Consider the following 14,508-nt stretch of genomic DNA (forward strand, 5'->3'; position numbering starts at 1 on the left):
GGAGAATTGATATGGACTGGAAAGCTTTCATGGCCGAGACCGAGGCCAATATCGGAACTTTTTCGCAGGAAGTGCCCGAAACCGTGCGCGGCTTTGGCATCATGGGCAAGGCCGCCAAGACCAATGGCGCACTAAGTGAGAAAACCAAGGAATTCATGGCCCTTGGCATCGCCATTGCGACCCGCTGCGACAGCTGCATAGGGTTTCACGTGCGTTCCCTTGTCCGGCTGGGTGCAACCCGAGACGAGATGTGCGAGGCATTGGCGATGGCGACCTATATGGGCGGCGGGCCGTCTTATGCTTACAGCGCCAAAGCGCTGAAGGCTTATGATGTGTTTTCCGGGTAATTGCCGCGCATAGCATTAATGCGGGTTATGATCAGGCGTTTGGTTCCGGTTTCATTTGCCCCATGCCTCCCGCGTTTTCTTCTGCGGTTTTGCGAATAATTGCACCGATTTTCAGAAGGTTTTCGCCCAGCGGGTTGGTCTTTCGCCAGATCAGGCCGATGGTTCGGGTTGGTGGGGTGTCCTGAAAGCGGGCGATGGACACGTCGGCAGACCGGGTTTCCAGCCCCACGGCCATTTCCGGTATCAGCGTCACACCGATGCCCGCCCCGACCATCTGTACCAGTGTGGACAGAGAACTGCCCTCCATAATGTGCTGCGGTTCGATATTGCGGATCGAACAGAAGGAAAGCGCCTGATCTCTGAAACAATGCCCTTCTTCCAGCAACAACAGCCGCATCGTTCTGAGCTGTGACGAACTTGGCATTGGCAACCCGGCGTCCCGCGCCGGGCGAACCAGCAGAAAGTCTTCGTTAAACAACGAAAATTCCCGAAGGCTGGGCTCCGATACTGGCAAAGCGACAACGGCAAAATCCAGTCTTGAGTCCAAAATTTCGCCGATCAGGGTTTGGGTGATGGTCTCTTTGGGCTCGATCGTCAGCTGTGGGAATCGTTGCGACAGTGCCTTGATGATTGATGGCAGCAAGTAAGGCGCGACCGTGGGGATGACCCCGATTCTGATGCGACCCGACAAGGGACCAGCGGAAGATTGCACAAGATTCCCCAAATCTTCGACCCGCGTCAGGATTTCGCGGCCATGTTTTAGGACATCTTCGCCAAGCGCGGTCAGGCGCGTCTCGCGCGCTGCGCGTTCGACCAAGGGGCCACCCATGATGGCCTCCAGCTCTTTGATTTGTATGGAAAGCGCGGGTTGCGAAATCGCGCTGGCCGCCGCGGCTTTGCCAAAATGGCGGTAGGTGGCAAGCGCTTCAAAGTAGCGCAGGTGTTTAAGCGTGAGTGACTTCATAGAAAAAACTAATCACAATGATAGTAATTACAAATTTCCAATTATCGAAACTGTGGGATACGAGTCAAGACATCTGAACCCCTCAGTAAATACTCAGGAGATTTACAATGGACGGCAATCCCCACAATCATCAATCCGGCGGCTGCCCAGTCTTGCATGGCGGGAACACGGGCACAGGCAACTCTGTCACCAAATGGTGGCCGGATGCGCTGAACCTGGACATTCTGAGCCAGCACGACACCCGCACCAACCCGATGGACGCGGATTACAACCACCGCGAAGCGGTCAAAGGGCTGGATTTCAATGCTGTTCGTGCTGACGTCGAAGCGTTGCTGACCGACAGTCAGGACTGGTGGCCAGCCGATTGGGGCCACTATGGCGGCCTGATGATCCGACTGGCGTGGCACTCTGCCGGGTCGTACCGCCTGGGGGATGGTCGCGGCGGCGCAGGTTCGGGCAACATCCGTTTTGCACCGCTGAACTCTTGGCCGGACAATGCCAGCCTTGATAAAGCGCGCCGTCTGCTCTGGCCGGTGAAAAAGAAATACGGCAACGCGCTGTCCTGGGCAGACCTGATTGTTTTGTCGGGAACGGTTGCCTACGAATCCATGGGTCTGAAGACCTTTGGCTTTGGCTTTGGCCGCGAAGATATCTGGGGCCCGGAAAAAGACGTCTATTGGGGGTCGGAAAACCAGTGGCTGGCCCCGTCCGAGAACCGCTATGGCGATCTGGAAACTCCCGGAACGCTGGAAAACCCGCTGGGTGCGGTGCATATGGGCCTGATCTATGTGAACCCAGAAGGTGTGAACGGCAACCCGGATCCAGCAAGAACTGCGCTGCACATCCGTGAAACCTTTGCCCGCATGGCGATGAATGACGAAGAGACCGCCGCGTTGACCTGTGGTGGTCACACGGTCGGCAAAGCGCATGGCGCGATGGCGGGTGATCATATCGGCGCCGAACCCGAAGCCTGCCCGGTTTCCGCTCAGGGTCTGGGATGGGACAACCCCGATCAAAACGGCAAGGCAACCAACGCGTTCACGTCTGGTATCGAGGGTGCGTGGACGAAAAACCCGACCAAATTCGATATGGGCTTTTTCGATTACCTGTTCGGCTATGAGTGGGAATTGGGTAAATCGCCCGCGGGTGCACAACAGTGGCAGCCCATCGACATGCCGGAAGAGGAAAAGCCGGTCGACCCGACCGACCCTTCGGTTCGGCGTATGCCGGTCATGACCGATGCGGACATGGCAATGAAGATCGATCCTATTTACAACGCGATCTGTCAGAAGTTCATGGCTGACCCGGATTACTTTGCTGACACTTTTGCCCGCGCGTGGTTCAAGCTGACCCACCGCGATATGGGGCCACGTGTCAACTACTATGGCCCAGACGTCCCGTCAGAAGAGCTGATCTGGCAGGACCCGATCCCTGTCGGTTCGACCGGGTATGACGTCGATGCCGTCAAAGCAAAGATCGCCGACAGTGGTCTGACCGCGGTCGAGATGATCACCACCGCGTGGGACAGTGCCCGTACCTTCCGTGGCTCGGACAAACGCGGCGGAGCAAATGGTGCGCGTATCCGTCTGGCACCGCAGAAAGACTGGGCAGGGAACGAGCCCGAACGTCTGGCAAAAGTGCTGGGCGTGCTGGAGCCGATTGCAGCGGAAACCGGGGCCTCGATCGCCGACGTGATCGTTCTGGCGGGTAACGTTGGTCTGGAACAGTCGATCAAAGCCGCAGGCTTTGACGTGACGGTTCCGTTCTCGGCTGGTCGCGGCGACGCAACGGATGAGCAGACCGATGCCGATAGCTTCTCGGTGCTGGAGCCGCTGGCGGACGGGTTCAGAAACTGGCAGCTGAAGGAATACGCGGTATCACCCGAGGCGATGATGCTGGACCGCGCGCAACTGCTGGGTCTGACCGCAGCCGAAATGACGGTTCTGGTGGGTGGCCTGCGTGTGCTGGGCGCCAATCATGGCGGCTCGGCGCATGGGGTCTTCACGGATCGCGTGGGTCAGTTGACCACCGACTTCTTCGTCAACCTGACGGATATGTCGCTCAGCTGGCACCCGGTTGACGGCGGCACATATGAGCTGCGTGATCGCGCCTCGGGCGAGGTCAGGTTCACCGCTACCAGCGCGGATCTGGTCTTCGGCTCGAACTCGATCCTGCGTGGCTACGCCGAGGTCTATGCCCAGGACGATAATGCCCAGAAGTTCGTGCGGGACTTCGTGGCGGCCTGGACAAAGGTCATGACCAACGACCGGTTCGATCTGGTAGCCTAAGTCAAAAATCGTCAGGCGAGGGAAACCTCGCCTGATATTGTGTTCGGGCAGACATCTGATAGTGCCCGATTATCCCGCGATCACATTCTGTTTTTGAACACCCAGGCCTTCGATGCCCAATTCCATCGTGTCGCCGGGTTTCAGATAGACTTGCGGGTTTTGCCCCATGCCCACACCCGGCGGAGTTCCGGTCGAGATCACATCGCCCGGTTGCAGGGACATGAATTGCGACAGGTGTGAGATCACAGTTGCCACCCCGAAGTGCATCGTCCGGGTCGAGCCGTCCTGATAACGGTGGCCGTTGACCTCAAGATACATCGGCAGATTCTGAGGGTCTGCAACCTCGTCCCGCGTCACCAGCCATGGACCGATGGGGCCGAATGTGTCTGCCGACTTGCCCTTGACCCACTGCCCCGAGCGGTGAAGCTGAAAATCACGTTCCGACAGGTCATTGACCACACAATAGCCTGCGACGTGATCCATCGCTTCGGCCTCGGAGATGTATTTCGCTTCCTTGCCGATCACCACGCCCAATTCGACCTCCCAGTCGGTCTTGACGGACCCGCGCGGGATTTCCACCGTGTCGTTCGGCCCGACAATGGCCGATGTCGCCTTGAAAAAGATCACAGGTTCCTGCGGCAACTCCATACCGCTTTCTGCCGCGTGGTCGGCATAGTTCAGGCCGATGCAAATGAACTTGCCCACTTGGCCGACACACGCCCCTAAACGGGTGTTGCCTTCAACCATCGGCAAATCCTGTGGATCCAGCGCGCGCAGTCGCGCCAAACCTTCGTCGCTGAGAACGTCGCCCGAAATATCGTCGATGACGCCTGACAGGTCGCGAATTGTGCCATCGTCGTGCAGTAGCCCAGGCTTTTCTGCACCCAAGGCGCCAAACCGCAGTAGTTTCATATTGTGATCCCTTTCAGATTAAATCGCCCATCCGCCATCAATGGCAAAGGGCTGACCTGTGGTAAATGCGCTGCTGTCACTCGCAAGGTAGAGCGCCAGTTCGGCAATCTCGTCGGCAGTCCCAATGCGCCCCATCGGCTGGCGGGCGATGAAATCCGTCATCGCCTTTTCGTAGTCGCCCGTCGCCCGCAAACGCTCATGCAGGCTGGGGCTGTCAACGGTGCCGGGGCAGATAGCATTGCACCGGATGCCCTGCGTGACGAAATCGGCGGCGATCGACTTGGTCAGGCCAATTACGGCAGCCTTTGATGCGCAATATACAAACCGGTTTGGAACGCCCTTCATCGACGATGCGACCGAGGACATATTGATGATCGACCCCCCGCCGTTTTTCAACATCGCGGGCAGGGTCAGACGGATCAGGCGATACATAGCCTTCACATTAAGATCGAAACTGAAATCCCAGTCGTCCTCTTCGCACTCAAGAATGGTGCCGTTTGCCACGTAACCCGCGCAATTGAACAGGATATCCAACGGTGGCAATTCAGCCACGGCACGTTTTACGGCATGCGCGTCTGTCACGTCGAGATGGATTGGAGAGATCCTGTCGATCTCCGAAAGCCCGGCCAAAGTGGTTTCGTTGATGTCGCTTGCAAAGACATGCGCGCCTTCGGCTGCGAACAGTTCGGCCGTGGCACGTCCGATGCCCTGCCCAGCGGCGCTGATGAATGCGGTTTTGCCTTTTAGTCGGTCAGAAGGCTGATGCGATGTCATTCTGGTCCTCATGATTTTCCCGAAGCCGGGTGGTGTGTTGGGGATAACTGCCTTGTTGTTCGCGCCTCAGGGAAAAGATTGGGCAGGTTCAGCGGGCGCAAAGCAGTGCGTGTTTGGGGTTCGGTGCGGCACCGTCAAATCCTGATGTGATAAGCCTTTGCCGCATTCCCTCCGAGGATGGCCGCACGGTCATTGGAGGAAAGTGCGCTTAGCAGTTCGTCGGTTGCATCTACCCATCGTTCATAGCTGCTGGCCAATGTGCAGACCGGCCAGTCGCTGCCCCAGATCAACCGCGATGGTCCGAACGTGTTCAGTAGGTGATCCACATAGGGGTACAGGTCCCGAACCGTCCAGTCAGGTGCAGCTTCGGTGACAAGACCGGACAGTTTGCAGAACGCGTTGGTGTCCCGCGCGATGGCGGCCATGTCTTCGGCCCACCCGTCAAATGCACCGTCCCGGATCAGAGGTTTCGAGCCATGGTCAATCACAACCCGCATGTCCGGGTGCTGTGTCAGAAGGCGACGCAACGGCCCCAGGTGCCGGGGCAGGGTGAGGGCATCGAAAGTCAGATCTTTAGATTGGATGGCCTCAAAGGCAGGTCTCAGGGCTGCGCCGAGCATCCAGTTCGGATCAGCGATATCCTGAATCATTGGCCGCAGACCAACCAAAGCGGGATGAGTGGCTAGTCTGATGATTTGTGCACGCGCATCAGGGGCGTCGAAACCGACCCAGCCAACCACACCTTTGATAAAAGGTGTCTTGTCCGCCAGTGACAACAGGTACTTCGTTTCGGCGACGGTCGACGCTGCCTGAACCAGAATTGTCCCGTCGATGCCCTGTGCTTGCAACAATGGCGCAAGATCACCTGGCCCGAAGTCCCGGTAAATCTGGCCCAAATCCGGTGTCAGCCACCCATAGTCACCACGTGCCAGCGCCCAAAAATGCTGATGGGCGTCGATCTTCATGCAATCACGCCTTTCTTCAGGATGATGTTGCCGTACAGCCTGCGCTCGCCGGTCTGAATGATGGCAAATGCGGATGCCGCGCGTTGGTAGAAGTCGAACCGGTCCAGACCCTGAATTTGCGCGGGGTTGTCAGCCTGCGCGTCGATGATCTTTTGGAAATCTGCGACGGCCTCGGGCACGGCTTCGGGATCACCGACAACCTGCATGGTCAGCGCGGGGTCGGGCACGAATGTATCCAGCGGCATGACAGACAACACCGCGCCAAGCAGGTCGCTTGCTGTTGAACCATCCGCACGGATGCAGTCGGGCCCAAGGCTTGAGCCCGGGAAATTGGCGTCCGCAATAACGATGTCATCGCCATGGCCCATGGCACGCAGGGCGTACAGCAACTCAGGAGACAACAGCGGGTCGAGGTTACGCAGCATTGACAGGTTCCTTGGGCAAAGGGGCATCTGACCGGATCAGGCCTTCGGTACGCAGGTCTGACCAAAGCTGGGCGGGGATAGTCCGCTCCAGCAGGGCGACATTGGCTTGAACCTCGGCCGCATTGACGGCGCCCGGAACAACCGTTTTCACGGCGGGGTGTCCCAGAACAAATTGCAGCGCGGCTGCGATCAGCGGTGTGTCATGGGCCGCACAGACAGTTTCGATCCTGCGCACCCGTTCAAGAATATCCTCAGGCGCATCGGAATAGTTATACTTGGCCCCAGGCACCGGTCCGGTGGCGAGGATACCTGAGTTATACGGCCCGCCCAGAATGATGCCCACATCGCGTTTCTCGCAAAGTGGCAGAAAACTGTCCAAAGCTTCCTGCTCCAAAAGCGTATACCGACCTGCCAGCAGGAACCCGTCGAAATCGCCAAGACCCAGCAGTTTTTCGCAAACCTGCCATTCATTCACGCCGGCGCCAATCGCAGCGATCTCACCTGCATCGCGCAGTTCAACCAGCGCCTTGTACCCGCCGCCATCGAACAACTCGCGTACTTTGGCGTCTGACATTTCCTGACTGCCCTGACTGAAAGCGCAGACGTCATGCACCAGAAGAATGTCCGCATTGGCAACACCTGTCCGGTCCCGGCTTGCCTCATATGACCGCATGACGCCGTCATAGGTATAGTCGAACACAATGCGTTTCTGCGGAACGTCCACAAACGCTTCGGGTGTCACCTCATGTGGTTCGCAATCCAACAGCAGACGACCGATTTTGGTTGATAGCTGAATGTTCTCACGCCCAAACCGCCTGATCGCTTCGCCAAAGCGATACTCGGACCGCCCCAACCCGTATTGCGGCGCGGTGTCGAAGAACCGGATGCCTGCGTCAAAAGCGGATTGCAACGCAGCCTGCGCATCAGCATCCGAGACCTTGCGATAAAGATTGCCCAATGGCGCGCCGCCAAACCCCATGCGGGTCAGCGGTACAGGCCGGGACGTCCTGTTGTTCAGAAGGGCGGTTTGCGAAACGGTCATCCTGCCTCTCGGGTGTTTTGGGGGGGTAAATTGAACAGCTGCGGTCTTTCCTGTTGCAGCTGTTCTATCCGAGGCATCAGTTGCCCAAGGTGATGGCGCATGGCGTCTTGTGCTGCACGTTCATCATGGGCGCAGATGGCATCGAATATCGCCCGGTGTTCGGCCAGTGTTTCCGCGATGCGGCCGGGTGTCGGCAACAGCAACATACGCGCGCGGCTGACCTGTAGCGACACCGTCTGCGCCACATCCGGCAAGCGAAGCATCCCGGTGAACGCCATCAACAGGGCGTGGAATTCTTCATCCGCGTGATAGAACCCGGCAATGTCGTCATCTTCGATCAACAGCTCTTGCAGGCGCACGTTGCGGCTCAGCTTTTTGCGCTGATCATCGGTCAGGTCACGCGCAACCTTGGCCACAGTTGCCAGCTCCAGGGCCTCTCGCAGAAAGGCGCCTTCGCGTATTTCATCCATCGAGAAATAGGACACGCGTGTACCCGATTGCGGCACCACATCCACCAGTCCTTCGGCGGCAAGCCTGGTGATGGCGTCCGCGACAGGTGCGCGGGATACACCCAGGCGCGTGCAGATTGGTGCCTTTCTCAGATTGGCACCGGGAGGGAAATCCAGTGCCAGGATCGCCTGTTTGATGGATTGGTAAACCCGCTGCGCAAGCGATCCCTCAAATGTTGAAATGTCGGGCAGGCGGGTGGCGTCAATGTCATATGGGTGGTTCATGAATCTGAACTATCATACTAACATGTTAGTTGACAAGAGTGGATTATCCCCGTAGCTCTGTGGCGAACAAGCGGGGAATCCATGCGCCCAGTTTCAGAGATCAAAACCCCGGGAGGCCCGGCCCGTGACACAATCCGGCTGAACCCGGATGACAACGTGATCATCGCGTTGCGCGACCTGAAAGCCGACGCGCAACCGGATGGGATATCGATACGGCTTCCCACGGATATCGCACGCGGGCACAAGATCGCCACCGCCCCGATTGCGGCGGGTGAAAATGTGATCCGCTATGGACAGATCATAGGTCAGGCCAAAGCGGATATCGCCGCGGGCGAGCATGTTCATGTCCATAATCTGGGTATGGGGGCGCATCAGCAGGACTACGCATATGCAAGCGCGAACGCGCCGCTGCCCGAGATTTCAGGCGACCGTATCTTCCAGGGCTTCCACCGCGCCGATGGCAAGGTCGGCACGCGCAACTACATCGGCATTTTGACAACGGTGAATTGCTCTGGCTCCGTGGCGCGGTTCATCGCCGAAGCCGCCGAGAAACGGGGCTTATTGGACGCGTACCCGAATGTGGACGGTATCGTCCCGATCGTTCATGGCACTGGATGCGGCATGTCGGGCAAAGATGAAGGCTACGCCACGTTGTTTCGAACGCTGGCGGGATATGCCCAGCACCCGAATTTCGCCGGTATCCTGTTGATCGGTTTGGGCTGCGAGGTGATGCAGGTGGCCGATCTGGTTGGCGGTCGTCCGATCCGTCCTGATGGCGTGCTGCGTTACATGACCATTCAGAGTGAGGGCGGCACACGCCGTACCATTGAACGTGGATTGAACGAGCTGCGCGGGATTGCCGACCTCGCGAACAAGGCCGAACGCAAACCTGCGCCGATCAGTGCGATAACGGTCGGAATGCAATGCGGCGGGTCGGATGGGTATTCCGGGATCACCGCCAATCCTGCTTTGGGTTATGCGTCGGATCTGTTGGTGCGGCATGGCGGTACGACGATCCTGTCCGAAACCTCGGAAATCTATGGCGCGGAACACCTTTTGACCCGGCGGGCCGAGACCGTTGAGGTCGGGGAAAAGCTGATCGAACGCATTCGCTGGTGGGAGGGGTATACACAGCGCAACGGCGGCGAGATGAACAACAACCCAAGCCCGGGCAACAAGCGCGGCGGGTTGACGACCATTCTTGAGAAATCGCTTGGCGCCGTCGCCAAGGGCGGCACCGCGCCCTTGCGCGGTGTTTACAAGTTCGGCGAGAAAATCGACAAGGCCGGCTTTGTTTTCATGGACAGCCCCGGTTTTGATCCATGCTCGGTCACGGGGCAGGTAGCGTCAGGTGCGAACCTGATCGTGTTCACCACCGGGCGGGGCTCGGTTTCGGGATATCAACCAACACCCTGCATCAAGCTGGCTACCAATTCCGAAATGTATGCCCGGATGTCGGAAGACATGGATCTGAACTGTGGGGATATCGTCACAGACGGTGTGAGCATTGAGGCAAAAGGCGAAGAGCTGTTCGAAATGCTGATCCGCGTCGCATCGGGTGAACAAACAAAAAGTGAAGAACTTGGCTTTGGTGGGGTCGAATTTGTGCCCTGGCAAATCGGCGCGGTGATGTAGGCGGCACCACCCCTTGGGGAGAGGGGTGTTTGGGAGGATAAATGAAAAAACTGGTCGACATGTCGGGGATCGAGAAACACTTTCCCGGAGTCCATGCGCTGAAATCAGTGCAGTTCGATCTGGTGCCCGGTGAAGTCCATGCGCTGATGGGCGAGAACGGCGCGGGAAAAAGCACGCTGATGAAAATCCTCTCGGGGATTTATCAGCGCGACGGTGGCACATTGCAAATCGAAGGACGTGATGCAAACCCAACCACGCCACGCGAGGCGCAGGCTTTGGGTATCGGCATCATCCATCAGGAACTGAGCCTGATGAATGATCTGACAGTGGCACAGAATATTTTTATCGGCCGCGAACCTCGTAAACGGTTTGGCCGACTGAACGATGCTGCGTTGAATGCACATACGGCCGAGATCTTTGCGTCCATGAACCTAAACCTCGACCCCAAGGCGCAGGTCGGCAGTCTGACCATTGCGAAACAACAGATGGTCGAGATCGCCAAGGCTCTTTCTTACCGGTCCAGGGTTCTGATCATGGATGAACCGACCGCGGCCCTGAACGATGCTGAAATTGCCGAGCTGTTCGTGATCATCCGCCGTCTGAAGGCTGAAGGCGTGGGCATTGTCTATATCAGCCACAAAATGGATGAGCTGAAGCAGATTGCTGACCGGGTTACGGTGATGCGCGACGGAGAATACGTTGGCACCGTTGACGCGGCAGCAACGCCGATCAGCCAGATTATCGCGATGATGGTAGGTCGCGAAGTCAAGGAAGAGCCGCTGGTCCCCCCCGATCTGAGCGATGCCGAGGTTTCGCTGGAAGTGACCGGGCTGTGTCGGGGTCACGAAATCCGCGATGTCAGCTTTTCGGTCCTGAAGGGTGAGATCCTGGGCTTTGCCGGGCTGATGGGGGCCGGACGTACCGAAGTTGCGCGGGCAATCTTCGGGGCTGATCCCAAAGATAGCGGAGAAATCCGGGTGCATGGGCAGGTGGTCTCGATCAGGACACCATCCGATGCCGTCAAGGCGGGCATCGGCTATCTTTCCGAGGATCGCAAGCATTTCGGCCTCGCCACAGGGATGAGCGTTCGTGACAATGTTGCCTTGGCTTCGATGGATATGTTCACCGGACGTGTCGGTGTTCTGAACGATGGTGAAATCAGCACGACGGCCAAGGGTTACATCACGCAGCTGGGCATTCGCACGCCTTCGGACACGCAGGAGGTACGCCTGCTGTCCGGCGGCAATCAGCAGAAAGTTGTCATTGCCAAATGGCTGCTGCGGGATTGCGATATCCTGATTTTCGATGAGCCCACGCGCGGTATCGACGTGGGCGCAAAATCTGAAATCTACAAGCTGCTGGAAGAACTGGCCGGGCAGGGCAAGACGATCATCGTGATTTCGTCGGAACTGCCCGAGATCATGCGCCTAAGCCATCGCATTGCCGTGATGTGCGAAGGCCGACTGACCGGCATTTTGCCGGGCGGCAAAGCCACCACTCAGGAAGACATCATGCATCTGGCGACGCAGCGGGCGGCGGCGATGCAGATAACAGGAACAGCGTAATGACCTCAGCAACGGAAATCGAAAAGAAAAGCCCACTGGCGGGGCTCTCGGAAAGCGGCGCCTACCAAAAGCTGCTGGCCTTCGCCAGCTTGATTGCCTTGCTGATCGGGTTTTCAATCGCGTCGCCGAACTTCATGCAAACTTCAAACATGATCGCCATCTTGCAGGCGACATCGGTCAATGGGGTGCTGGCGGTTGCTGCAACATTGGTCATCATAACTGGCGGGATCGACCTGTCCGTGGGAACTCTGATGACATTCTGTGCCGTTATCGCCGGTGTCGTGCTGACCTATCTCGGAATGCCACTGTTGTTGGGGGTTACGGCAGCGATTGCGGCGGGTGCGTTCTGCGGGCTGTGCTCGGGCACCTTTGTCGCCAAGATGAAAATCCCGCCCTTCATTGCCACGCTGGGTATGATGCTGATCCTAAAAGGGTTGTCGCTGGTGATTTCCGGCACGCGGCCCATCTACTTCAACGACACGCCGGGCTTTGACCAGATTTCGCGCGGGTCGCTGATCGGAAAGGTTTTTCCCGCATTACCGATCCCCAATGGCGTGCTGATCCTTTTCCTTGTTGCCATTGCAGCTTCGTACATTCTGGGGCGCACGGTTCTGGGCAGATACACCTTTGCGCTGGGATCAAACGAAGAGGCGGTGCGCCTATCGGGGGTGAATACCGATCTTTGGAAGATGCGTATTTACGCTCTGGCAGGTGGGATCTGCGGTATCGGTGGAATTCTGATCGCGTCGCGACTGAATTCGGCGCAGCCCGCGCTGGGGCTTGGCTACGAGCTGGAAGCCATCGCTGCCGTCGTGATCGGGGGCACGTCCCTGTCCGGTGGGCGTGGTACAATCCTTGGAACCCTGATCGGTGCCCTGATCATGGCAGTTCTGACCAATGGTTTGCGAGTGCTGTCCGTCGCGCAGGAATGGCAGACCGTTGTCACCGGCGCGATCATCATTCTGGCCGTTTACGCCGATATGGCGCGGCGCAGGAAGACAGGTTGAACAGTCACAAAAATCAGAAACGAAGACCAACTGGAGGAGAAGACATGCTAACACGTCGTTTCATTTTGGGGGCCCTGAGTGCGGCCAGCCTTTCGATACCTGCAACTATGTCATCAGCGGAAGACATATATATTCCGCTGGTGTCCAAAGGGTTTCAGCACCAGTTCTGGCAGGCGGTAAAGTCCGGTGCGGAACAGGCCGCGGAGGAATACGGTGTCACGATCACCTTTGAAGGCCCGGACAACGAAACCATGGTGGATCGTCAGATCGACATGCTGGCGGCGGCCTTGGCCAATAACCCCAAGGCCATCGGTTTTGCCGCTCTGGACAGCCAGGCCGCCATTCCACTGCTGAAGCAAGCTGATGAAAAAGGCATTCCGATCATCGCTTTTGACAGTGGCGTTGACAGCGACATCCCAGTTTCTACAGCAACAACAGACAATCAGGCCGCGGCTGCGCTGGCTGCGGACAAGATGGCCGAGATGATTGGCGGCAAAGGCAAAGTCGCCGTTGTTGCGCATGACCAGACCAGCCGCACAGGCATCGACCGGCGCGACGGCTTCGTCAATCGCATTGCTGAAAAATACCCGGACATCGAAGTTGTCACGGTTCAATACGGTCAGGGTGACCACCTGAAATCGACCGAGGTGACCAAAGCGATCCTGACGGCGAACCCCGATCTGAATGGCATCTTCGGCACCAACGAAGGCTCGGCCATCGGTGTGGTGAATGGTGTGCAGGAACTGGGGACCGAGGGGCTGACCATCATCGGATATGACAGTGGCAAGGCCCAGAAAGATGCGATCAAAAGCGGGCTGATGGCGGGTGCAATCACTCAGAATCCCGTGGGCATCGGGTATGAAACCGTCAAGGCTGCTGTGGCCGCGATGAAGGGCGAAGAAGTTCCTGCCCTGATTGATACCGGGTTCTACTATTACGACGCATCCAACATCGACGATCCAAAGATCGCGGCAGTGCTGTACGACTGATCTTCATTATCATACTTGTTCCTGGCTCTTGGTTCTCCAAGGGCCAGAAGCTTGTCAGAATCCCTGCATTAGCATGTCGACGCCGGCGGTGATCTGCGCAAAGTGATCATCAAGGTTGTCGACCGGCGATTTTAGAATGCCCACCGGAACGGCAGCCATGAATTGGGTTGCCATTACAAACGGTTTGCCCTGGATATCAAAGACGGGATTGAGCCGGGTGGCTGGGATCGGCGCGGTCGCTTCGGGAAGCAGGGGCACGACGACGCGTGTGTTCAACCCGCTCAGCAGATCGCTCTGGATGTCCAGAAGATACCCGTCACCTGACGGGTTGGGGAACACGTCGTATTTTGGCATCAGAACTGTCGGTAGGTGTCCAGCGGTAAGCCATTACGCTCGACATACGCGTTGGAACTCTCAAGTGCGGCCTTGTTTTCGGCATTCCAGCGTTCCGCTTTTGCGCTGGCGACTGCGGCCCGAATGCCGTCTTCGGCTGCGCGGGAAAGATTGATCTTCAGATCCCGCGCCTCGGACAGCATATCGCCATCCAGTGATAGATTTGTCGGTCTACGAGATGGAGCATTCATTTGATTACCCTCTGAACTGCGCCATTTTACCATCACACGATATGCGCGTCAAACATGCGCATATTACGTGAATGGCGGAAGCCCTCTGTTCAGCGGTACGTGGCAATCAGGAGATTTTTGGCCTGAAAAGAGCTTTGCGCTCAGTTCTTCCCCCTCTCATTACTGAGCGACTTTTTGTTTTTGTTTGTGTTTATTGAACTGTTGGTCGAAGAGGTTTTTGAAGGGTCCGTTTTTCTGCATGAGTTGGTCGAGGTTTCCCTGTTCGGCGATAGTGCCG

Annotated in this window: 15 protein-coding genes; 6 read left to right on the top strand and 9 right to left on the bottom strand. The window is 57.5% G+C overall.

The annotated features are described in order from the left end of the window. Positions 1-11 precede the first annotated feature (11 nt). Positions 12-347: a carboxymuconolactone decarboxylase family protein gene (locus tag ACR0DY_RS18355; protein WP_480484652.1), complete on the top strand. Its 336-nt coding sequence runs from the start codon at positions 12-14 to the stop codon at positions 345-347. Between the two features lie 31 nt (positions 348-378). On the opposite strand, the gene ACR0DY_RS18360 is transcribed toward ACR0DY_RS18355, so the two are convergent. Continuing rightward, a complete protein-coding gene (locus tag ACR0DY_RS18360) occupies positions 379-1,311 on the bottom strand; it encodes a hydrogen peroxide-inducible genes activator (RefSeq protein ID WP_480484653.1) in 933 nt (310 codons plus the stop codon). 107 nt (positions 1,312-1,418) lie between these two features. Between ACR0DY_RS18360 and katG the strand changes: the two genes are divergently transcribed. Next, positions 1,419-3,599, top strand: a complete 2,181-nt coding sequence (gene katG, locus ACR0DY_RS18365) for a catalase/peroxidase HPI (RefSeq protein WP_480484654.1) — start codon at positions 1,419-1,421, stop codon at positions 3,597-3,599. Between the two features lie 69 nt (positions 3,600-3,668). On the opposite strand, the gene ACR0DY_RS18370 is transcribed toward katG, so the two are convergent. From ACR0DY_RS18370 to ACR0DY_RS18395, 6 genes are all read right to left on the bottom strand, one after another. Then, the gene (locus tag ACR0DY_RS18370) at positions 3,669-4,511 is read right to left on the bottom strand and encodes a fumarylacetoacetate hydrolase family protein (RefSeq protein WP_480484655.1); all 843 of its coding nucleotides are present in this window, start codon (positions 4,509-4,511) and stop codon (positions 3,669-3,671) included. Positions 4,512-4,529: 18 nt separating this feature from the next. Then, positions 4,530-5,285, bottom strand: a complete 756-nt coding sequence (locus ACR0DY_RS18375; RefSeq protein ID WP_480484656.1) for an SDR family oxidoreductase — start codon at positions 5,283-5,285, stop codon at positions 4,530-4,532. Between the two features lie 134 nt (positions 5,286-5,419). Then, entirely contained in the window at positions 5,420-6,250 is an 831-nt protein-coding gene (locus ACR0DY_RS18380) for an amidohydrolase family protein (protein WP_480484657.1), read from the bottom strand. Then, positions 6,247-6,675 carry an RbsD/FucU family protein gene (locus ACR0DY_RS18385; RefSeq protein WP_480484658.1) on the bottom strand — a complete coding sequence of 143 codons (429 nt, stop codon included), beginning with the start codon at positions 6,673-6,675 and terminating at the stop codon, positions 6,247-6,249. Before ACR0DY_RS18385 ends, ACR0DY_RS18380 begins: the two co-directional genes overlap by 4 nt. Then, complete coding sequence (locus tag ACR0DY_RS18390; protein ID WP_480484659.1) at positions 6,665-7,717, bottom strand: aldo/keto reductase; 1,053 nt, start codon at positions 7,715-7,717, stop codon at positions 6,665-6,667. Before ACR0DY_RS18390 ends, ACR0DY_RS18385 begins: the two co-directional genes overlap by 11 nt. Next, positions 7,714-8,451: a GntR family transcriptional regulator gene (locus tag ACR0DY_RS18395; RefSeq protein ID WP_480484660.1), complete on the bottom strand. Its 738-nt coding sequence runs from the start codon at positions 8,449-8,451 to the stop codon at positions 7,714-7,716. Before ACR0DY_RS18395 ends, ACR0DY_RS18390 begins: the two co-directional genes overlap by 4 nt. Positions 8,452-8,532: 81 nt before the next feature. Here ACR0DY_RS18395 and ACR0DY_RS18400 point away from each other — a divergent pair, with 81 nt between their 5' ends. From ACR0DY_RS18400 to ACR0DY_RS18415, 4 genes are read left to right on the top strand one after another with little or no spacing between them, the layout of a single operon-like run. Beyond that, complete coding sequence (locus tag ACR0DY_RS18400; protein ID WP_480484661.1) at positions 8,533-10,086, top strand: UxaA family hydrolase; 1,554 nt, start codon at positions 8,533-8,535, stop codon at positions 10,084-10,086. 41 nt (positions 10,087-10,127) lie between these two features. Beyond that, positions 10,128-11,651, top strand: a complete 1,524-nt coding sequence (locus ACR0DY_RS18405) for a sugar ABC transporter ATP-binding protein (protein ID WP_480484662.1) — start codon at positions 10,128-10,130, stop codon at positions 11,649-11,651. Beyond that, complete coding sequence (locus ACR0DY_RS18410) at positions 11,651-12,658, top strand: ABC transporter permease (RefSeq protein ID WP_480484663.1); 1,008 nt, start codon at positions 11,651-11,653, stop codon at positions 12,656-12,658. The genes ACR0DY_RS18405 and ACR0DY_RS18410 overlap by 1 nt, the downstream gene beginning before the upstream one ends. 44 nt (positions 12,659-12,702) lie before the next feature. Next, a complete protein-coding gene (locus tag ACR0DY_RS18415; protein ID WP_480484664.1) occupies positions 12,703-13,647 on the top strand; it encodes a substrate-binding domain-containing protein in 945 nt (314 codons plus the stop codon). A gap of 54 nt (positions 13,648-13,701) precedes the next feature. Here ACR0DY_RS18415 and ACR0DY_RS18420 read toward each other — a convergent pair whose 3' ends face one another. Together ACR0DY_RS18420 and ACR0DY_RS18425 are read right to left on the bottom strand one after the other, a co-directional pair. Beyond that, positions 13,702-14,001 carry a CcdB family protein gene (locus ACR0DY_RS18420; protein ID WP_480484665.1) on the bottom strand — a complete coding sequence of 100 codons (300 nt, stop codon included), beginning with the start codon at positions 13,999-14,001 and terminating at the stop codon, positions 13,702-13,704. Beyond that, a complete protein-coding gene (locus ACR0DY_RS18425; protein WP_480484666.1) occupies positions 14,001-14,231 on the bottom strand; it encodes a type II toxin-antitoxin system CcdA family antitoxin in 231 nt (76 codons plus the stop codon). The genes ACR0DY_RS18420 and ACR0DY_RS18425 overlap by 1 nt, the downstream gene beginning before the upstream one ends. Positions 14,232-14,508: the final 277 nt, after the last annotated feature.

The organism is Ruegeria sp. O6 (assembly GCF_056535045.1).